The 18852-nt window shown below is 59.9% G+C and carries 23 protein-coding genes; 13 read left to right on the forward strand and 10 right to left on the reverse strand.

Going from position 1 to position 18852, the window contains the following annotated elements:
* Positions 1–10: 10 nt before the first annotated feature.
* The 6 genes from JNO51_RS09875 (at position 11) to JNO51_RS09900 (ending at position 4288) form a co-directional block, all read left to right on the forward strand.
* A complete protein-coding gene (locus tag JNO51_RS09875; RefSeq protein WP_215776567.1) occupies positions 11–934 on the forward strand; it encodes a branched-chain amino acid transaminase in 924 nt (307 codons plus the stop codon).
* Positions 935–949: 15 nt separating this feature from the next.
* Complete coding sequence (locus tag JNO51_RS09880; protein WP_215776570.1) at positions 950–1153, forward strand: zinc-finger domain-containing protein; 204 nt, start codon at positions 950–952, stop codon at positions 1151–1153.
* 64 nt (positions 1154–1217) lie between these two features.
* Positions 1218–2261 (forward strand): lipopolysaccharide heptosyltransferase II, encoded by a 1044-nt coding sequence (waaF, locus tag JNO51_RS09885; RefSeq protein ID WP_215776572.1) that lies wholly within the window; start codon positions 1218–1220, stop codon positions 2259–2261.
* Entirely contained in the window at positions 2254–2844 is a 591-nt protein-coding gene (locus JNO51_RS09890) for a TetR/AcrR family transcriptional regulator (RefSeq protein ID WP_215776574.1), read from the forward strand. Before waaF ends, JNO51_RS09890 begins: the two co-directional genes overlap by 8 nt.
* A 65-nt stretch (positions 2845–2909) precedes the next feature.
* Positions 2910–3407, forward strand: coding sequence for a hypothetical protein (locus JNO51_RS09895; RefSeq protein WP_215776577.1), 498 nt, complete (start codon positions 2910–2912; stop codon positions 3405–3407).
* 74 nt (positions 3408–3481) lie between these two features.
* Complete coding sequence (locus tag JNO51_RS09900; protein WP_215776580.1) at positions 3482–4288, forward strand: GNAT family N-acetyltransferase; 807 nt, start codon at positions 3482–3484, stop codon at positions 4286–4288.
* Positions 4289–4343: 55 nt separating this feature from the next.
* Here JNO51_RS09900 and JNO51_RS09905 read toward each other — a convergent pair whose 3' ends face one another.
* On the reverse strand, positions 4344–4553 hold the full coding sequence (locus tag JNO51_RS09905; protein WP_252346052.1) for a putative motility protein: 210 nt from the start codon (positions 4551–4553) through the stop codon (positions 4344–4346).
* A gap of 120 nt (positions 4554–4673) precedes the next feature.
* Between JNO51_RS09905 and trxB the strand changes: the two genes are divergently transcribed.
* The 5 genes from trxB (at position 4674) to JNO51_RS09930 (ending at position 9091) form a co-directional block, all read left to right on the forward strand.
* Positions 4674–5630, forward strand: a complete 957-nt coding sequence (trxB, locus tag JNO51_RS09910) for a thioredoxin-disulfide reductase (protein WP_215776582.1) — start codon at positions 4674–4676, stop codon at positions 5628–5630.
* 6 nt (positions 5631–5636) lie between these two features.
* Positions 5637–6215, forward strand: coding sequence for a Smr/MutS family protein (locus tag JNO51_RS09915; RefSeq protein ID WP_252346053.1), 579 nt, complete (start codon positions 5637–5639; stop codon positions 6213–6215).
* Between the two features lie 102 nt (positions 6216–6317).
* On the forward strand, positions 6318–6770 hold the full coding sequence (locus JNO51_RS09920; RefSeq protein ID WP_215776584.1) for a peroxiredoxin: 453 nt from the start codon (positions 6318–6320) through the stop codon (positions 6768–6770).
* 96 nt (positions 6771–6866) lie between these two features.
* Positions 6867–8270, forward strand: coding sequence for a PhoH family protein (locus JNO51_RS09925; RefSeq protein ID WP_215776587.1), 1404 nt, complete (start codon positions 6867–6869; stop codon positions 8268–8270).
* Positions 8267–9091, forward strand: coding sequence for an alpha/beta hydrolase (locus tag JNO51_RS09930; RefSeq protein ID WP_252346054.1), 825 nt, complete (start codon positions 8267–8269; stop codon positions 9089–9091). The genes JNO51_RS09925 and JNO51_RS09930 overlap by 4 nt, the downstream gene beginning before the upstream one ends.
* Here JNO51_RS09930 and JNO51_RS09935 read toward each other — a convergent pair.
* The 9 genes from JNO51_RS09935 to JNO51_RS09975 all read right to left on the reverse strand — a co-directional run bounded on the left by JNO51_RS09935 (position 9063) and on the right by JNO51_RS09975 (position 17300).
* Complete coding sequence (locus JNO51_RS09935) at positions 9063–9581, reverse strand: hypothetical protein (RefSeq protein ID WP_215776591.1); 519 nt, start codon at positions 9579–9581, stop codon at positions 9063–9065. The two genes, JNO51_RS09930 and JNO51_RS09935, sit on opposite strands and share 29 nt — an antisense overlap.
* 34 nt (positions 9582–9615) lie before the next feature.
* Positions 9616–10224 carry a CfaE/CblD family pilus tip adhesin gene (locus JNO51_RS09940; protein ID WP_215776593.1) on the reverse strand — a complete coding sequence of 203 codons (609 nt, stop codon included), beginning with the start codon at positions 10222–10224 and terminating at the stop codon, positions 9616–9618.
* A gap of 26 nt (positions 10225–10250) precedes the next feature.
* Complete coding sequence (locus JNO51_RS09945; RefSeq protein ID WP_215776596.1) at positions 10251–10676, reverse strand: hypothetical protein; 426 nt, start codon at positions 10674–10676, stop codon at positions 10251–10253.
* Positions 10677–10794: 118 nt separating this feature from the next.
* The gene (locus tag JNO51_RS09950) at positions 10795–11310 is read right to left on the reverse strand and encodes a hypothetical protein (RefSeq protein WP_215776598.1); all 516 of its coding nucleotides are present in this window, start codon (positions 11308–11310) and stop codon (positions 10795–10797) included.
* A gap of 38 nt (positions 11311–11348) precedes the next feature.
* Positions 11349–12587 (reverse strand): CfaE/CblD family pilus tip adhesin, encoded by a 1239-nt coding sequence (locus JNO51_RS09955; RefSeq protein ID WP_215776601.1) that lies wholly within the window; start codon positions 12585–12587, stop codon positions 11349–11351.
* A gap of 13 nt (positions 12588–12600) precedes the next feature.
* The gene (locus JNO51_RS09960; RefSeq protein ID WP_215776603.1) at positions 12601–13389 is read right to left on the reverse strand and encodes a hypothetical protein; all 789 of its coding nucleotides are present in this window, start codon (positions 13387–13389) and stop codon (positions 12601–12603) included.
* 37 nt (positions 13390–13426) lie between these two features.
* On the reverse strand, positions 13427–16171 hold the full coding sequence (locus JNO51_RS09965) for a TcfC E-set like domain-containing protein (RefSeq protein ID WP_215776605.1): 2745 nt from the start codon (positions 16169–16171) through the stop codon (positions 13427–13429).
* A gap of 69 nt (positions 16172–16240) precedes the next feature.
* A complete protein-coding gene (locus JNO51_RS09970) occupies positions 16241–16750 on the reverse strand; it encodes a CS1 type fimbrial major subunit (protein ID WP_215776608.1) in 510 nt (169 codons plus the stop codon).
* Between the two features lie 37 nt (positions 16751–16787).
* Positions 16788–17300: a CS1 type fimbrial major subunit gene (locus tag JNO51_RS09975; RefSeq protein WP_215776610.1), complete on the reverse strand. Its 513-nt coding sequence runs from the start codon at positions 17298–17300 to the stop codon at positions 16788–16790.
* A 386-nt stretch (positions 17301–17686) separates the two neighbouring features.
* Between JNO51_RS09975 and JNO51_RS09980 the strand changes: the two genes are divergently transcribed.
* Positions 17687–18412 (forward strand): hypothetical protein, encoded by a 726-nt coding sequence (locus tag JNO51_RS09980; RefSeq protein ID WP_215776612.1) that lies wholly within the window; start codon positions 17687–17689, stop codon positions 18410–18412.
* A complete protein-coding gene (locus JNO51_RS09985) occupies positions 18337–18846 on the forward strand; it encodes a hypothetical protein (protein WP_215776616.1) in 510 nt (169 codons plus the stop codon). The genes JNO51_RS09980 and JNO51_RS09985 overlap by 76 nt, the downstream gene beginning before the upstream one ends.
* Positions 18847–18852: the final 6 nt, after the last annotated feature.

Genomic DNA, 18852 nt, shown 5'->3' on the forward strand with positions numbered 1-18852 from the left:
GAAACTCATCATGTCGATGGCTGAACGAGACGGCTTTATCTGGTACAACGGCGAACTGGTCGACTGGCGCAGCGCCACCACCCACGTGCTGACCCATACCCTGCACTATGGCATGGGCGTATTCGAAGGGGTGCGCGCCTACGAAACCCCGCGCGGCCCGGCCATCTTCCGCCTGCAGGACCATACCGACCGCCTGTTCCGCTCGGCGCACATCCTCGGCATGAAGATGCCCTTCACCAAGGAGCAGATCAATCAGGCCCACCATGAGGTGGTCAAGGCCAACAAGCTGTCCTCCTGCTATTTCCGTCCGATGGCCTTCTACGGCTCCGGCAAGCTGGGTGTCGCCCCGCCCACCGACGACGTTCAGGTCATCGTGGCCGCCTGGCCGTGGGGCGCCTACCTGGGCGCCGATGGCCTGGAGAAAGGCATCCGCGTCAAGACCTCGTCCTTCACCCGCCACCATGTGAACATCACCATGTGCAAGGCCAAGGCCAACGGCAACTACATGAACTCGATCCTGGCCAATACCGAAGCCACCCGCGACGGCTATGACGAGGCACTGCTGCTGGATGTCGAGGGCTATGTGGCGGAAGGTTCCGGCGAAAACGTCTTCATCGTTCGCAAGGGCAAGCTGTATACTCCCGATCTGACATCGGCACTGGAAGGCATCACCCGTGATACCGTGATGCAGATCGCCGAGGAAATGGGGCTGCAGATCATCGAAAAACGCCTGACGCGCGACGAGGTCTACAGTGCCGAAGAGGCCTTCTTCACCGGCACCGCCGCCGAGGTCACCCCGATCCGCGAACTGGACAACCGGCAGATCGGCGAAGGTCGCCGCGGCCCGATTACCACCGAGATCCAGCGACGCTTCTTCGACAGCGTCAAGGGTCTGGATGACAGCCACGCCGAATGGCTGACTTACGTGAAATAAGCAAGGAAATACCTGATGTCCGAACTCAAAGCCAATACCGCACGCCATATCGACATCACGGCCAGCGATCTGCCGCTGGCCTGTCCGATGCCCGACATGCTGAAGTGGAATGCCCATCCGCGCGTCTATCTGTCGCTGGACGAGCATGGCGCAGCACAATGCCCGTACTGCTCGACCCGCTACCAGCTGCAAGGTGGCAAACCGGGTGCGCACCACTAAGGCCGTCACGACGTCGCAAAGGGTGCTGCCTGGCCGCACCCTTTTTTAATTGAATTCAAGCCGAATGAAAAAAATCCTGGTCATCGCGCCCTCCTGGGTGGGCGACAGTGTCATGGCCCAGCCGCTGTATCGCCGTTTGCATCAGTTGTACGGTGACATCGAGCTGCATGTCTTTGCACCCCAGTGGACCTTGCCGCTCCTGGCCCGCATGCCGGAAGTCTCGCAGGCACACCTCAACCCCTTCGGCCATGGCGCGCTGAACCTGCTGGCCCGCTGGAAGGTCGCGCGGCGACTGGCACGGCTGAAGTTCGATCAGGCCATCGTCCTGCCCAATTCGCTGAAGTCGGCCCTGATCCCCCTGTTTGCCGGCATTCCCTGCCGTACCGGCTTCATCGGCGAATCACGCTACGGCGTGCTGAACGACTGGCGCGAGCTGGACGAAAACAGCCTGCCGATGATGGTCGAGCGCTTCTGCGCCCTGGCCCCCAGCAAGGGGCAGCCGCTGTCGCGTCCGATTCCGCATCCGCAGCTGATTGCCGATCCGGCCCGACAACAGGCGACACTGGCCGAACTCGGTCTGACGGCCGACCGTCCGGTGGTGGCCTTCTGTCCCGGCGCCGAGTATGGACCCGCCAAACGCTGGCCGGCCCGGCACTTTGCCAAACTGGCCGAACGCTTCGCTGCCGCCGGTTTCCATGTCTGGCTGTTTGGCTCGAACAAGGATGCCGAGATCGGCAATGACATCAGCCGCCTGTCGCATGGTCTGGCGGTCAACCTGTGCGGCAAGACCGGCCTCGATCAGGCCATCGATCTCATCGGCCTGGCCAACATTGCCGTGTGCAATGACTCCGGCCTGATGCATGTCGCTGCAGCACTCGACATTCCGCTGGTGGCCCTGTACGGCTCCTCCAGTCCCGACTTCACCCCGCCGCTGTCCGAACGCGCGGAAATCGTGTCGCTCAGCCTGGAATGCAGCCCGTGCTTCGAGCGCACCTGCCCGTTCGGCCATACCGATTGCCTGGAGAAGCTGGCTCCCGAGCAAGTCTGGCATGCGGCGACCCGCCTGCTGCCCGACCTGAGCCCCGCTGCCGACGCCAGTCATGAATAATCACGCCACCGACCACAACAACCGTCGCATGGAACTGGTGCTCGCCGCCGCCAGCCTGTTCCGCGATCAGGGCTACGAACGCACCACCGTCCGCGACCTCGGCAACGCCGTCGGCATGCAATCCGGCAGCCTGTTCTACCATTTCCGCAACAAGGAAGAGATTCTGGTCGCGGTCATGGCGCTGGGCATTACCCGTACCACCGAACAACTGCAGGCCGCTCTGGCCCAGGCCGGCAATCTGCGCGCCAGACTGGCGGCACTGTTCCATGTCCACCTCAACTCGCTGCTGGGCGAAAACCAGGCGGCGCTGGAGGTCATGCTGTACGAATGGCGCAGCGTCAGTGAAGCCGCCCGCCCGGAGCTGATCCGGCTGCGCGACCGCTATGAGGCGCTGTGGCAGGATACGCTGGACGAGGCCGCTGCTGCCGGCATGATCAGCGGCGACACCCGGCTGCTGCGACGCACCCTGCTGGGCAGCCTGCACTGGACCGTGCAATGGTTCCGCCCGGATGGCGAACTGAGCGTGGATCAGCTGGCTGAACACATGCTGGCACAGGTCTTGCACGAAAAACCGGCAAGCTGATGATTTTGATGTGATTTTCGGCCACGCATGCGCTAAACTGACAGAAAGTCCCCTTGGAGTCAGGCATGAGCAGCACCATCGTCCGCCTGCCCTCCAGTGCCGCCACCAATGTGCCGGTACTGCAGGCACAGCAGACACAACAGGCAGAACAGACCCGCCAGGTTCGCCAGCAGAATCAGGCCGGCGCAGCCAATCAGGCCGGTCAGGCCGCCGCTGCGCCGTCACTGCAGCCGCAATACAACCAGCAAACCGCGCGGGTCCAGGCCGAACTGCAGCAGCAACTGGCCAGCGCCCAGGCCAGTCAGGCGGCACAAAGCCAGCAACAGCGCACACAGGTCACCCAGGCCGAGCAGGCACGCCAACAGGCCGCACAGCAGACCAACCGTCAGGCCGAGGCACGCCAGCAACAAGCGCAGATCCAACAGGCGCAGCAGGCCAACAGCCAGGCCCAGAACAGCCGCGCCCCCAATCCGCCGCCGCCCACGGCCATCCAGCAATACCAGACCGCCCAGACCCTGCTGTTGCCCTCCGACAGCAACACCCACGTCAATACCAAGGCCTGAATCCGCCGCAGGATTGAGTCGTCCGGCCGGCTGATCTACCATGCAAGCACTGAAATTGCCATGGGACAGCCATCATGCCCTTGCGTCCATTCGGCTGGTTTCAAAAATCCGTACAACATCACATCGAACTCAGCCATGAGCAGGACATCCTGCTGCGCCGTGCCGCCGACCTCTGCGGCAAAACCCTGAGCGCCTTTCTGCACGACAGCGCCTGCGCGGCTGCCGAACGCACCGTCCTGGACCAGTGCCAGTTCTATGTCCGCGGCCATGAACGGCAGCAACTGATCGCCTTGCGCCAGCGTCCGCAGCCACCATCGGCCAGCCTCTGCCACCTGATGGCACAAACCCCGCCCTGGCAAAGTCACTCAGCGCTGCTGCCGCCGTCCGAGCTGCAGCTACAGCACGATACCCATGCCTTCGACTGCGACAAAATTGCCATGAATGACTGGCTGGCCCATCGGGCCTGGCAGGCACAACGCAACCATTCGGCCAAGACCTTCGTGGTCTGCGTCCAGCAACGCGTTGTCGCGTATTTCAGCTTGAGCGTCGGGCAGATCGATTCGCGCGAATTCCCCGGTCACGGCCAGCAGATCGCCGATCGCGACCACTTCCCGCTGCCGGTGGCCATCCTGACCCGACTGGCAGTCGACAAACTCTACCAGCATCAGGGCCTGGGCCACGCGCTGCTGGCCCAGGCCATCCGGCATGTGCTGGCCATCAACCAGCAGGCCGGCGTGACGGCCCTGCTGACTCAGCCCCTCAACGAACAGGTCGCCCGCTTTTATCAGGGCTGCGGCTTCGTGGATTCCCCGGCGGCCTACAAACAGCTGTTTTTACCAATCGAAGCCATGCAGGCCGCCGTCGAGAGCCAGCCGGCGTAAAAAAAGAAACCGGCGCCCACGGGCGCCGGTTTTCTAGTCAAAGCGTGCAGGATGGTCAGGCGTGAACGTCGACGTTCTGCCCCAGATGAGCCGGATTGACCGTGGTCGCCTGGATCTGCTGCGACGACTGCACGGCAGAGTCGAGCAAGGGCAAAACGGTACTGGCGTCGATGTTCTTGGCCTTGTTGAGCACAGAGATCTGCGCTGCCTGGCCCACACCACTGCTATCCGAGCCGATATTTGATACTTGACTGGCGATGTTCATGCCCCAATCTCCTATAAACCCAAAACTGTCATGCCAAGTGTAGATGGCGGTTTGCCAGTTGTCATGGCAGAGCTGCTAAAATGCACTTGATCCACATAAAACTGCAACAGGAAAACCACGATGAGCCAATCCCGCCACAGCCGCCTTCTGATCCTCGGTTCCGGCCCGGCCGGCTACACCGCCGCTGTTTACGCAGCCCGCGCCAACCTGCAACCGGTGATGATCACCGGCATGGCACAGGGCGGTCAGCTGATGACCACCACCGAAGTGGACAACTGGCCGGCTGATGCCGACGGCGTTCAGGGACCGGAACTGATGGCCCGCTTCCAGCGTCATGCCGAACGTTTTGGCACCGAGATCATTTTCGACCACATTCACACCACCCATCTGAACGAAAAACCGATCCGCCTCGAGGGTGATGCCGGCAGCTACACCTGCGACGCACTGATCATCGCCACCGGTGCTTCAGCCAAATACCTCGGCCTGCCGTCGGAAGAAGCCTTTATGGGCAAGGGCGTATCCGGCTGCGCCACCTGCGATGGTTTCTTCTATCGCAATCAGGACGTCGCCGTGGTCGGCGGCGGCAATACTGCCGTTGAAGAAGCGCTGTACCTGGCCAACATCGCGCGCCATGTGACCCTGATCCACCGCCGCGACAGCTTCCGCGCCGAAAAAATCATGATCGACAAGCTCAACGAGCGTGTCGCCGAAGGCAAGATCAGCCTCAAACTGCATGCCGTCCTGGATGAGGTGCTGGGTGACCAAAGCGGCGTCACCGGTGCCCGCATCAAGTCTGTTATCGACGGGAAGACCGAAGACTTGAGTCTGAGCGGCGTCTTTATTGCCATTGGCCATCAGCCGAACACCGAGATTTTCAAGGGTCAGTTGGAAATGGATGCCACCGGCTACCTGATCACCAAGGGCGGCAACCAGGGCAATGCCACCGCCACCAGCATTGCAGGCGTTTTCGCAGCCGGCGACGTGCAGGACCATATCTACCGCCAGGCCGTCACCAGCGCCGCCTCCGGCTGCCAGGCTGCCCTGGACGCCGAGCGCTACCTCGACCAACTGAAGTAAACCCGCTTGAAGTCGCTCAAGGATAAATTGCGCGCCTTGCCGCGCCGGCCGGTACCCGAGGTACCGGCCAGGCCGGCCAAGCCGGTCGAGCCGCCCGACATCGACTTCAAAAGCCAGTTGTGCGACGTCACCCCGCTTGCCGATGATGGCCGTGTCCACTTCGCCCCGCCCCGCCCCAGCCCGCACCCACGCAAACGCGCCCGCGCTCACAGCGACAGACTGCACCCACATCCTGTCGGCTGGTTCGAACCGGCACACAGCGACAACCAGTTTGTGCGCGCCGGCATGCAGGGCAATACCCTGAAAAAACTGCGAGCACTGCACTGGCCGGTCTGTGCCGAGCTGGACCTGCATGGCTACGACCGCTATCAGGCGCAGGATCGCCTGGCCATTTTTTTGCATCAGGCAAGGCGCCTCGGCAATTGTGTGCGCATCATTCATGGCCGCGGCATCGGTTCCAGCGGCGAACCGGTCTTGAAACGCATGACCCGTACCTGGCTCTCTCACCACCCGGAAGTTCTGGCCTGGAGTGAAAGTCACGAAGGCGGCGCCCTGTTGGTATTGCTTAAACGTATGACCGATTGATTTCCTACCCCAAGTTCATGCTAATCTTAAGCAACGGCACAGGGAACACGTAACATAACGACGATAACGTTGCAGACAACCACTGATTCCACTGGAGCTTCCATGCAAGACGAGCTTTGCCCTGACTTCACCCTGCCGGCCACCTCCGGCAAGACCTTCACGCTGGCGGACGCCCCACGCCCCCTGGTGATCTACTTCTACCCCAAGGACAACACCCCAGGCTGCACCAACGAGAGCATGGCCTTCCGCGACCTTTACCCGGCCTTCCAGGCCAAGGGCGCCGAAGTCGTCGGCATCTCGCGTGACAGCCTGAAGTCGCACGAAAACTTCAAGAGCAAATACTCGCTGCCATTCGAGCTGCTGTCGGACAGCGAAGAAACCGTGTGCAAACTGTTTGATGTCATCAAAAGCAAGAACATGTATGGCAAAAAGGTGCTGGGCATCGAGCGCAGCACCTTCGTCATCGGTGCCGACGGTCGGGTGGTGCGCGAATGGCGTGGCGTCAAGGTACCCGGCCATGCGGAGGAGGTGCTGGCCATCGTCGAATCACTGTAAGGATTGGCAGTTTCACAGGCAGTGCCCGATGGCGGGCGCCGTCAGCAGGCTCGGGACGGTGCCGCCAGGACCAACAAGTCAAAGGGGATATCCATCATGGCAAGCCGCAAGAAAAACAAGATCAGCAAACTGTTCGTTCTTGATACCAACGTACTGCTGCACGATCCCACCTGCCTGTTCCGCTTCGAAGAACACGATGTTTTCATCCCGATTATCACCCTGGAAGAACTGGACGAACACAAGAAGGGCATGTCCGAAGTGGCCCGCAACGGTCGTCAGGCCAGCCGCTTCCTGGATGAAATCGTCACCAGCAACGATGCCGACATTGCCGCCGGCATCGAACTGAAAGGCCCGAGCAAGAACGCTGCCACCGGCAAACTGTTCCTGCAGGCCCAGGCCATCCGCGGCGTCCTGCCCGACTCCCTGCCGGTAGGCAAGGCCGACAACCAGATCCTCGGCATCGTCTCGGCCTTGCGTGACCAGTTCCCGGATCGTCCGGTGATCCTGGTGTCCAAAGACATCAACATGCGCATCAAGGCGCATGCCCTCGGCCTGGCCGCCGAAGATTACTTCAATGACAAGGTGCTGGAGGATACCGACATCCTCTATACCGGCACCCGCGAAATTGACACCAGCTTCTGGGAACGCAACGGCAAGGACCTGAAGTCCTGGCAGGACAAGGGCCGCAGCTATTACCAGCTGCGCGGACCGGATACTGCCTCTCTGCATTGCAATCAGATGCTGTGGCAGGAGGGCGAATCGCCACTGCAGGCCAGGGTCCTGAGCCTGTCCGGCAAAGATGCCGTGCTGGAAACGCTCAAAGACTACTCGCACAGCAAGAACAACGTCTGGGGCATTACCGCGCGCAACCGCGAACAGAACTTCGCCCTCAATCTGCTGATGAATCCGGAGATCGACTTCATCACGCTGCTGGGGCAGGCCGGTACCGGTAAAACCCTGCTGACCCTGGCAGCCGGACTGGCCATGACGCTGGAACAGAAAATCTACAGCGAAATCATCATGACCCGCGTCACCGTGCCGGTGGGCGAAGACATCGGCTTTCTGCCGGGGACCGAAGAAGAAAAGATGGCCCCGTGGATGGGCGCACTGGAGGACAACCTCGATGTGCTCAACAAAACCGATGACGATGGCGGCGACTGGGGCCGTGCCGCCACGCGCGACCTGATCCGTTCGCGCATCAAGGTCAAGAGCCTGAATTTCATGCGCGGGCGCACCTTCCTCAATAAGTACCTGATCATCGACGAAGCGCAGAACCTGACGCCGAAGCAGATGAAGACCCTGATCACCCGGGCGGGCCCCGGTACCAAGGTGGTCTGTCTCGGCAACATCTCGCAGATCGACACCCCCTACCTGACCGAGGGCAGCTCGGGTCTGACCTATGTGGTCGACCGCTTCAAAGGATGGGAGCACTCCGGCCACATCACACTGCAACGCGGAGAACGTTCGCGCCTGGCAGATCACGCGGCCGAAGTCCTGTGACCCCCAGACTTGAACTGATCCACCAGCCGGCAAGCGGGGAGGCGCGCCAAGCGCCCCCCCTGTTGTTTTTGCATGGTGCCTTTTGCGGTGCCTGGGCCTGGCAGCCGCACTTCCTGCCGTGGTTCGCCAGCCAGGGCTACGACTGCTGGGCGCTGAGCCTGGAAGGCCACGGCCAGAGCGAAGGTCGCCATTATCTGGCCGCAGTCAGCATTGAGGACTATCGCAAGAATCTGGCCAGTGCCATCCGTCAGATCCGGCAACAGCCCGTGGTGATCGCCCACTCCATGGGCGGCTTTGTCCTGCAGCAATACCTGCGTCACAGCCCCCTGCCCGGCGCTGTCCTGCTGGCCTCGGTGCCACCGGCCGGCCTGGCCGGCTCCAGCCTGCGCCTGTTGAGCAATGCGCCGGGGCTGTTCATCAAGCTCAACCTTTACCAGCACGGTCAGTACAACCCCGACTACGACGAACTGCGCGCCTTGCTGTTCTCGCCGTCCACCCCGGATGAAGACATCGAATGGCTGATCCGCCACAGCCAGCAGGAAAGCCAGCGTGCCCTGATCGACATGACCCTGGTCAACCCGCTGGCCATCGGCCGCCCCCTGCCCACACCTGCCCTGGTGCTGGGCGGCGCCGGAGACCAGCTGATCCATGCCGATGATGTCGTCGCCACCGCCGGCCACTTCGGCGTCAGCGCAGAAATCCTGCCAGACACCGGCCATATGCTGATGCTGGATACAAAATGGCGGCAATGCGCCGAACGCATTGCCGCCTGGCTGACCTTGCTGCCGCAGGTCAGGTCTGCTGACGGAACGACAGATTGACCGTGCCGGTATAGCTGCCGGCGGGTTTGGTACTGTCGGTACTCGCCTGCGTAATGTCCAGATTGATGGTGGCACCCGAAGTATGGGTGGTGCCATTCCAGTTCAGGCTGGTCGCCGGAATCGTGGTCCAGGTGCCATCCGGTGTGGTCTTGTAGGTCGTGGCCGCCGTGCCGATCTTGATGCCGACAGCCAGGTTCATGGTATCCGAACCCTTGGTCAGCGTGCTGCCGCTGGTCCAGGCCCACTCCACCCCCTTGGAGGTGTCACTGGTGGTAAACGTCAGCGCATTGGTCCCCGAGGTCAGCAAGCCGGTGTTGGGGTCATAGGCGCCCAGCGTCACAGCCCAACCACCAGTCGGTGTCACACTGAAAGTCACCGGCATGGTAGCCGACACGGTCACTGCGGCCGTTACCGGGGTGGCTGTCGCCCCTGCCTGCAACGACAAGGCCAGCGTTGCGGCCATCAGGCCGGACAATACAATCTTGTTCATACGATTTCTCCAAAGGTTATCAAACATACTTACCTCAGACCGGCACACTCAGGGTCAAGGTCAATTGCCCGCTATAACTGCCGGCAGACACGCCACTGGCGGCCCCTGCCGTCGAGCCGTCACTTGTTGTGCTCAGATGCAGCGTGATGGGCAAGCAATAAAAGGGATAGGGAATGCTCGTCGTGGCCGCATGACTCACCGTCTTGCCTGGATAAGTGCTGCTACTGAATGACTGGGCCACGCCGCGCTGCATCGGCCCCCAGGTCTGCCAGCCAACCGCCTCCACGGACAACAAATAGTCCATCCGGCTGCTACCGCTGGCCCCGGTCGCTCCGTTAAGCCCCAGCGAGAACAACCTGGGGTTGCTGCGGCTGCTGGTATTGTCATCCGTGAAGCTCAACTGCATGTCGCCACTGGGGGACGGCCTGCTGCCCGAGCCGCCGGATCCATCAAACAGACAGACACTGCCAAGCGTCCCGTCCGAACCATCGACTGGCAGGGTCACGCGTGTCGCGCCATCAAACACGATCTGCGGCGGATCGCGCGGCACCTGAAGCGACAGGTTGATCGTGGCACTGTCCGCCATTGCCAGCCCGGTCCCGCTCAGCAGTGCCAGTGCCCCCACCCACGCCCTTCGGTCCATCTTGTCTTCCGCTTTCACCTGCCACCTCACAATCCGGGCATAAAGGCAATCACCGCCTGCCCGCTATAATGATCTGCCTGCGGCAGGCTGCCGCTGGCATTGACACGCAGCAGAAAGGCCTGACTATTGGCAAACCCGCTACTGCTGTCCCACTGCGCCTCGGCCACACTGAAGGGCACCGGCACACCGGCCGGCAGAGGGCGCATCAGGGCGCCGGACACGCCCAGCGCCGCCTCCAGCGGGAATGACTGGTGATAGGTAGCACCAACCATGGCCGCACCAGGCAACAGCGTTGCCTGCAGGCCACGTGACGCATCCGACGTCAGAAAGCGCAGCGACATGCTGGCCGGTTGAAAACGGTCCGCCAGCAGGTCATACCCCACCACCATCGGGTCGGACAACGCACCGCTGGTCGCAGAGGCCACGACATAGGGATCCACTCGACCACTCACCGGAATGTCTGCTGAGCTGGTCGCCCAAGCCCAACCCGGGTAAGCCAGCCACAACGGCAGCGAAGCGCAACACAGAAAATGCCGGATCGCCCGCATGCTGTTCTCCTTGTCATTTTGATCACGGCGCCAGAGAGAAGGTCAATTGCACATGACTGGAATACACGTCAGCCGGAATCCGGCCGGTCGGTACCCCCAGCACGTGCAAGGTGATATCCGGACTGGTCAGCGTCGTGTTATTCCAGTTCATGTTGGCGCGGGAGATCGTGGTGGTATCGTTGCGATTTTGCAGTACCGTCGAGGTGACGCCATTAGCGGTCAAAGTGAGCTGCAGCGGCACCTGGGCGGTGTTGCCCACGATGGCACCGGACATGTGGTCATCATTGGTCAGCTGAACCTGAACCCCTTTGCTGGTATCCGTGGTGTTGAATACCAGATCGCGCGAGCCATCAAAGGTATTGCTGGTCGGGTCATAATTCAGTGGTAACTGCGTATTGAGCCCCCCGGGCGTTGACGAGTCCACGTTCAGATAAACCGGTACTGAACCGGTCACGGGAATATCCGCCGTATTGTCGGCCCAGGCAGATACCCCGGCGAGCAACAACCATGGTGTGGCAGCCAGCATCGTAAGCTTCATCTTCATGTTTCCTTTCAGGTAAAAAAACAGCACGCACCTTACGGCGCACTACTCAGGGTCAAGTTCAGCTGACCGCCATAGGTGCCCGGCGCCTTGCCTTGCGGTGCGGCTTTCAGGCGCAGGTTCCATGGCACACAGTTGAACGAAGCGGGCAGACCGGTCAGATTGCCGCCGGTCGATGGGTCATAGGTGGCTTCATAGGCCGAATAATTGCGGTAGCTATAAGTCTGTGCACGATTAATCACCACTCCCTGATTGATCGGACTGGCACCGGTCAGGGAAAAATACAGCAACTGAGATGCCGGTGTGCCGGCCTGGCCATTGGGTGCCAGGGCGAAATTGCTGCTGCTGTTATTGGTCATGTTGTTGTCGACGCGCACTTGCAAGGCCCCACCCGCCGAGCCATCACCCGTGCCGTCATAAAGACATATCTTCTGCAGATACCCGCTGGCAGAGAACAGGCCGCTGCTGCTCGAAGCCAGGTCACCGGCGGGAGGATCGGACGTCAGGATGCGCGAGGGCGCCGTAACCTTGATCGTCAGCTTGTAGGTATTGGCCGGTAGATTGCTGCCGCTGATCGAGGTATAGGATCCCGGGTCGCGAGGGTCGTTGTAGTACTGCAGGCCATACTGACCTGTCGGGGAAAAGTTGGCGGTCCATTCCGTCGTCCCGCCATTTTGCAGATCGGCCGCCGACAGAGTGGACAAACGCAGCGTCACCCCCAACTTGGGGGTATCACTGACACTCCAGTTGCCCCCGATACCCGAGTTGTAATGATTCTTGCGCGTCGAAGTCTGAGTACTGTTGTTGGCACAGACATTGGACGAGACCCCGCCCGAATCGGTTGGCGGCCCGTAATACAGGGCGCTGTACGCCCCGAACGTTGGCATGAGCTTGCTGCTGTTGCCGCTATAGTTGCCACTCGTCCCAATCCAGGGAGAGACCTGCGCCAGGTTACTGGTCGAAGCCCGCACCGGAAACTGACCGGTAATCGGTACCGTCAGCTTGATGCTGGAAGACTTGTTGGAGGTAAACACAATCGAGCCACCCAGATTGGTGGTCACTTGCACATTGTTCAGCGCACAGGGCGTATTGTAGTCCTGCAGGGTCGACGGATCCCTGGCCAGCACCACGATGCCGAACTGGGCATCCTGTCGGGCATCCGCATTGTAGTTAAAGTCGAGGTTATAGGTCGTCGCCCAAGCAGGCAGCGACAGCAGGCCGAAGACCAACCCCAGGCCAGACAATCGGAAAGACTCGCGAGAAAACGCAGACATGGCAGCCCCCGTCTCAGTGCGGCAACAGCGAAGCAGCCAGAATGTGCGTCACCGGTCCACCCTCATTGTCCGAGACATCAAACGTCAGCTTGTCCACCCCGCGCGCCGAGCCAATCAGCCGCTCCATGTCCGGATAGACATTGAACTCATCGCTCTTCCCTTCTTTGCTGATGGCCGGGCAACTGGCTTTTTCATCACAGTGCTGCACGTTCTTCACATGAAAGCGGACATTGCCGGTATTTTTCAGATAGAACTTGCCGTCATGCACACTGGCACTCCAGGCGATCTTTGGCTCAGCCGGCAGCAGACGGATCAGCGCCCCCCAGGCAATCGCTACCGACACCTCGGTCTTGATGGCCTTGCTCTCGCCCCTGGCGGCAGAAGCAGTCCCCTCCAGCGCGCCGGCCAGATCGGCCAGTTGCTTGCTGTCAGTCACCGGGGTGGTATAGACCCGGAAATCGCGCTCTTTTTCGACGGTATCCATGAACACCAGCCGAACCTTTTTGTTGGCACCGGGGGCCAGCACAAATTTGGATGGCGAGGCAATCAGATCCTTGTCATCCAGCCCGGACAGCTCGACTTCCTTTTCCTGCGGCGTATTGGGTTTCAGAATCTCGGTCACTCTGGTCGAGACATAGGTTTTACTGTCGGGTGAGTTGATCACCGTCAGCGTCGGCAGGTGCGCCGTGCCGGCCGTCGCCTTGACCTCCATCGGGTAGAGGGAAATCTGCCCGGCCCTCACGGCAGGGGACAGCGCCAGTGCCAGCAGGCTGGCGCGTAAAACTACAGACTTGCAATGCATGATTGCTCCTTGAACAGCATGAAATGTAGGGAAGACATCAGGACGCCGGACTGGCCGGCAAATCAGAAGGCGGCGACTCGGCTGTCTGCTGCCATGCCTGTATCCGGGCAGCTACCTCGGCCGGCGCGGTCGCCACATCCACTGGCTCACAGGCCAGACTGCCAACGAAGACCACGTCAGCTCGGTCCCGGTGTTGCACGACCTTGCACTGATACAGACCACCGGCTTCAGCCCAGGCATACACCAGTCCGGCATCACGCCGATCCATCAACAGAGAAAAACCACCGACTTCCGAGCTGACCGAGCTACTGCTCCCCAACAGCAAGGCACCGGCAAACGGTTTGCCATCACGCAGCAGACGGCCGATATAGGTGTAGCTGGCATGGCCTTGCAGGGTTTCATCGTAGACATGGCCTGGCAGCAGGAAGCCTGAATAGTTGCGTCCCGCTCCGAGCGACAGATTGCCCACGGTGTTTTCATTTGCCTCACTGACGTTCACGGAGGCCACCGAATAGCCGTCGACCGGCACGCTGATAGCATGGCCAACAGATGCGTCATAGTTTCCGTTACTGGTTTGCAACAACAACATGGATTCGTTACCGATCGGCGGCAGATCGATCACCACCGCGGCAGGGGGCTGTCCGGCGCTGCTGGGTGCCGCACCGAAGGCCAGGCCCTTGTGACTGACACTGAAAGAGGAGTCATAACTCAGACTGAGAGAGGACGAATCGTTGCCGCCGCCACTATTGCCCAGCAGGGTCGCCGCGCCATGGCCGTATTGACCGTTGTAATCGCCACTGAGCGTCGCGTCTGTCGAGCCATCGCTGCCTGCATCGCCGCTGACGCTCCAGGCACGGTAACTGCCGTTCAACCAGCTCTCGCTGTGTGTGACGCCCAGCGTATGGCTCGCACGATCGCTGCCACCCTGATAGCGATAATCCAGCGCGGTATTGCTGGCATGGCCGGCACTGCTCAGGGTGGCATCCGGCATCAGATTGGCATTGAAACTCAGGAAGGCGCCATGGCGGCTGCGACCATCGTTATAGCTGTTCTGCGTCAGCCCCAGACTGGTATTCACCACCAGCCGCCCAAAGTTAAAGCTGCGGGTTGCAGTCAATTGATAACTTCGGCTGACATCGTTGATCCCGCGGACAATCGGACCGGGCGGCCAGGTATAAGGGTCATCCGGCTGTTGCTCGACATCGACACCGTCATAGTCGCTGTGGGTGTAGAGCGCAGCCCAGGCCCATTTGCCGGTATTGAACGACAGGGAAGCTGTCAGTGACTGATTGCAGCCCTTGACTCCCAGCAACGGAGAGTATTCGGCACCACAGGCCGGTGCCCAGGAGCGGGTCTGATACAGCGAGGCCCCCATCCCGCCATCCGGCATCGACCAGCTGAAATTTTGCGCCACACCACGAACACCGTTGTTGCCGGCAAAGGCAGACAACTGGCCATTGAACGTGCCCCAATCGGTGCTGTTCGACCAACTGAGCCCGGCCTCGCCATAACGCGCGATCATGTCAGACGAAAATCCGAGCGTCAGGCTGGCCGGCCAGCGCCCCAGCGGAATGCGCGCCCCGGCCTGAAACACCTCATCATCGCGTTGTCGGCCATTGGCATCGGCCACGCTATCCTGAGTACGCAGTTCGCCCGCCTGGAGAAAACCATCAAAGCCATCCAGGCCCGGCGCTTGTAAGCCGCTGCGACGAGTAAATGGCAGGGTTTGCTCATTCACCAGCCGGTCTCCCTCGAAGACGCGAATGGTGACGGGATAACTGCCATCCGGCAGCCGCGAGGCGTCCAGTAAATGTGCGCCAGGAGCAAGAACGTAAGATTGCAGCAGCTGCTTGCCGCGATACAGATCGACACGAGAATTATTCTGCAGCACCACCGGCAGGCTGCTGGCGGTAAAGTCATTACTCGCATTGATATAACTGCGCGAGGAGCCGATCCGCACCCCGCTGATGACCGGAATCGGCAGGAAGGAAAATGACTGCGATCCGCCGAGAGGGCCATACAGATCCTGCGCCCCCATGCGTCCGGCCTGCAGATACATACGTTCATTCAGATCACCGCGCAGATACAGGTCGGTGACATCAAAATCATTGTCGGTGCTGCCGCCACTCTGATCATGGCTTCCTTGCCAGCGCAAACCCGCAAAACCCCGGTCCCCCAGGCCCAGTGCACCGTTACCAAAGGCAGACATCACCTGGTTGCGGCTGCTGCCGGTCTGGCTTTGTACCGCCTGAAAGCGCTGCTCGTGCACCAGGCCGACTGAAGCGTCCGGATCAGGCTGATACAGTCGGGCACCGTGCGGGTTTTCATTACCATCCACTGCCAAGACATCTCCGGGCAGGAACAGCGACAAGCGGCTCTCGGCATCGTCGTAGATCACCTCGGCCTGTCGGGGTGCGGAAATCGTGCCACAACCCGCAGCCTGATACTGTGCCGCGCAGGTCAGCTCATCATGACGCGGCAACGCCACCGACAACCATTGCAGCACCAGGCCACGCGACTCGGGCCGCAGCTTGATTTTGCTCAGCAGTGCTTGTGGATGATCAAACTGCACGCTGTCCGCTGATAAATGCACGGGCTCCTGCCCCAGTGAGCGACCGAACAACATGACGTCCAGAATCTCTTCATGGGGCTTTTCCAGCGCCTCAAAACCGGGTGGTGCCGCACGGACGCCGACCGAATAGGCCAGCAACAAGGCCAGCGTCAGGCGTGTCGGACGCCAACCCGTCCTGGCGTTCAGCATGCGTGGAAAACAGGTATTCATTGCACGGATGACTCCATACCAACAGCAACGGATCCCGGCCGGGCAACCGGCCGGGCCACATCAGGGCACTCAGGCACCCATCTTGAAGTTGACGATGAAGCTGCCAACGTAGTGATCCGCCGCCGGGCTGGTGGCACTAGAAGTCACATCCAGTGACAACGGCACCTTGGTCGTGCCTTGCGTCCCATTGGCCACCCAGTCCATGGTGGTGGCATCGAATGAAACGTCATTGCCAACCGTCAACGGCTGACCACCAAACTTGATTTGCAGCGGGATCGCTCCACCGTGATTCTGGCCAGTGAGCACCGGCTGGGCACCCAGTTCAACCTTGATGCCCTTGGATTTGTCCGAAGTCCAGACATCCAGCAATTGGCTGGAAATACCGAACTTGTTAGTCGCAAGGGTGTAGGTCAGCGGTGGCATCTGGGTGTTGAGCGTGCTGGTGCCGTGGGTGTAGGCATAGACCGAGATATCGGACTGAGCCATGACATCAAAGGTGGCTTCCTGCGCCTGGGCAGAAGCAGCAAACGCACCCGCCAGCAACAAGCCAAGCACGGCCGAGATTTTCATGTAACGCATGATGGTTTCTTTCTTTGAATGAAGTCGGAGCGTGGAATTACAGGTCCACTGCAAACTGAACGGTGAAGTTGCCGTGATACTCGTCCGAGACCGTGACCGGCCCATTGGCGGCCACCGTCAGCGGAAAGCCCGCCTTGCTTTCGCCACCGGCGCCATGAACCGTCCAGGCCATCTGGTCCTTGGTCAGCGTGATCGCCGTGCCCGTCGTCATGGCGACACCATTGAAGCTGATGGTGGTCGCCGCGGTGTTGGCTGGATCGAAACGACCAACCAGACCGGTGTTATTGATCAACGTGACGGCCAGACCCTTGGTGGGATCCGTGGTCTGGAAGTCGAGCCGCATGGTGGACGGAGAAAAGGTCTTGCTCACTGGCGAATAACCCATGTCTGGCATATGGGTATCCAGCGTGGTGCTGTTATGGGTATACGCCATCATCTGGCTGTCCACGTCTGACTCGATATTGAATGTCGCTTCCTGTGCCTGAGCCTGAAGCGCGAAGGCAGACAACATAAGCGTCGCCAGCAGAGATGAGAGTTTACGGTTAGTCATAAATTTTCCTGATCAAAGTGGCCTGCATCACCCTATACGGGCAATAGTCAGGCCCGTTGAGATAACAGCCTGTTGGCCTGGAAAAATGTACGACACCCCACTCAGAAATCGAAATTAAATCCTATTTAAAATAATGATTTTTCCGTCAGCAAAAATCAATATGGCTGATATTTAATTCACCAAGCCAAAAGGCAAGAAAATTCTGATTCAAACAATGCACATCCTTTCTCATGATCAGCTGAGATCCCGCAAGGCAGAGGTCAGAATCCTCCGTGATCTAGGCATACGGACGCCAGGACCAGGTCAGAAACCGGAGTAAAACCCTGAAATGACCAACGTCAAACATTCGGAGAAGGCGGGAATAACACCAAGCAGAGAAAATCAAAATGGCCAATATCACTCATTTCATTCATGAGCTGAAAACAAAATTCATGAAAAAGGAGACACAAAAGCCAAACAAACCTGGATATTTACTGAATGGTCATTTTGAATACTGGCCGTCATGCGGAAAAATATATGCCAGGCGTGAAAAGAAAATGTACGAGCTGAATGCCAACTGCAATATTTTATTGCAGGCATTATTAAATGGTGTTTCACGCAAGGAACAACTGATTGAAACCGTATGGCATCAGCGCGGCATGATCGTGGCTGAAAACAGCTACCACCAGCTGGTCAAACTGCTGCGCGACCGCTTCAGCGAGATTGGGCTGGACCCTGCCCAGATCAAAACGATTCCAAGGCATGGGGTTCTTTTCCAGGGAGAGGCGCTGGCACTTGAGCCCATGGCGCCCAAATCGCAACGTCGCTTTCAGCTGAGGATGCTTTGTCTACTGCTCATCGGCTGCGCTTATCTGGTGGCCTGGCGCTACCAACCGCTGCAACCGCCAGTTTTCCGTCCACTGATGCAAGTGGGGAGCCGCACCGTCTACGTGCATGTCAGCACGACAACGGTAGATCGAACCCACCTCACGCAACTGGTCCGATCCGTGGCGCCGTCACAGCCTTTCATTTACTACATCAAAAGAGGAAATGCCGAATGGATTGCCGCCTGCCCAACCCAGATCGCCCTGGATACCGAATCCTGTACTTCACACTTGTATTACTGGCCCTGATCCCAGCACTGATCGCAGCCTGGCACAAACAGCATCTCAATCCGCCCTACCCGCGCGGGCGCTGCTTTGCCGACAACAACCAGCTGTTTCGCAGTGATGCCCCTGGTGGACAACAAACCAGTGGCAGCGTGGTGTTCTGGATTGACGCCGGCAGCATCCTGATCGACTCGCGGGTCGCCATCGACGACAAGGTTGAACACCGATGGCGGGAAATCCAGTTCGACAAGGAATTTCAGGAAGGACATGACCTGCGCCTGCGCGTCAGGGCCAATCAGAGCAAACAGGAGACCGACCAGCCTTTACCGGTCTGGCTGGCACCGCTGCCCAGCCCGGGCAGTGCCCTGAACCTGACTTTTGAACCGCTCGGCACCAACAGTTATCTGGTTTATATCGGCTCACAGATGACGTTCATGTGCCATGAGGGCAATGCCTGAAACAAC

The sequence above is a fragment of the Paludibacterium sp. B53371 genome (genome assembly GCF_018802765.1).
Classification (GTDB): Bacteria; Pseudomonadota; Gammaproteobacteria; order Burkholderiales; family Chromobacteriaceae; genus Paludibacterium.

Bases quoted from the DNA above. Each gene is read 5' to 3' on its own strand.
- JNO51_RS09935 (WP_215776591.1), bottom strand. From the start codon at position 9,581: ATGAACAAGATTGTATTGTCCGGCCTGATGGCCGCAACGCTGGCCTTG.
- JNO51_RS09925 (WP_215776587.1), top strand. From the start codon at position 6,867: ATGGCAAGCCGCAAGAAAAACAAGATCAGCAAACTGTTCGTTCTTGAT.
- JNO51_RS09970 (WP_215776608.1), bottom strand. From the start codon at position 16,750: ATGCGTTACATGAAAATCTCGGCCGTGCTTGGCTTGTTGCTGGCGGGT.
- JNO51_RS09975 (WP_215776610.1), bottom strand. From the start codon at position 17,300: ATGACTAACCGTAAACTCTCATCTCTGCTGGCGACGCTTATGTTGTCT.
- JNO51_RS09955 (WP_215776601.1), bottom strand. From the start codon at position 12,587: ATGTCTGCGTTTTCTCGCGAGTCTTTCCGATTGTCTGGCCTGGGGTTG.
- trxB (WP_215776582.1), top strand. From the start codon at position 4,674: ATGAGCCAATCCCGCCACAGCCGCCTTCTGATCCTCGGTTCCGGCCCG.
- JNO51_RS09920 (WP_215776584.1), top strand. From the start codon at position 6,318: ATGCAAGACGAGCTTTGCCCTGACTTCACCCTGCCGGCCACCTCCGGC.
- JNO51_RS09985 (WP_215776616.1), top strand. From the start codon at position 18,337: ATGGATTGCCGCCTGCCCAACCCAGATCGCCCTGGATACCGAATCCTG.
- JNO51_RS09880 (WP_215776570.1), top strand. From the start codon at position 950: ATGTCCGAACTCAAAGCCAATACCGCACGCCATATCGACATCACGGCC.
- waaF (WP_215776572.1), top strand. From the start codon at position 1,218: ATGAAAAAAATCCTGGTCATCGCGCCCTCCTGGGTGGGCGACAGTGTC.
- JNO51_RS09900 (WP_215776580.1), top strand. From the start codon at position 3,482: ATGCCCTTGCGTCCATTCGGCTGGTTTCAAAAATCCGTACAACATCAC.
- JNO51_RS09895 (WP_215776577.1), top strand. From the start codon at position 2,910: ATGAGCAGCACCATCGTCCGCCTGCCCTCCAGTGCCGCCACCAATGTG.
- JNO51_RS09950 (WP_215776598.1), bottom strand. From the start codon at position 11,310: ATGAAGCTTACGATGCTGGCTGCCACACCATGGTTGTTGCTCGCCGGG.
- JNO51_RS09980 (WP_215776612.1), top strand. From the start codon at position 17,687: ATGGCCAATATCACTCATTTCATTCATGAGCTGAAAACAAAATTCATG.
- JNO51_RS09890 (WP_215776574.1), top strand. From the start codon at position 2,254: ATGAATAATCACGCCACCGACCACAACAACCGTCGCATGGAACTGGTG.
- JNO51_RS09965 (WP_215776605.1), bottom strand. From the start codon at position 16,171: ATGAATACCTGTTTTCCACGCATGCTGAACGCCAGGACGGGTTGGCGT.
- JNO51_RS09875 (WP_215776567.1), top strand. From the start codon at position 11: ATGTCGATGGCTGAACGAGACGGCTTTATCTGGTACAACGGCGAACTG.
- JNO51_RS09905 (WP_252346052.1), bottom strand. From the start codon at position 4,553: ATGAACATCGCCAGTCAAGTATCAAATATCGGCTCGGATAGCAGTGGT.
- JNO51_RS09960 (WP_215776603.1), bottom strand. From the start codon at position 13,389: ATGCATTGCAAGTCTGTAGTTTTACGCGCCAGCCTGCTGGCACTGGCG.
- JNO51_RS09940 (WP_215776593.1), bottom strand. From the start codon at position 10,224: ATGGACCGAAGGGCGTGGGTGGGGGCACTGGCACTGCTGAGCGGGACC.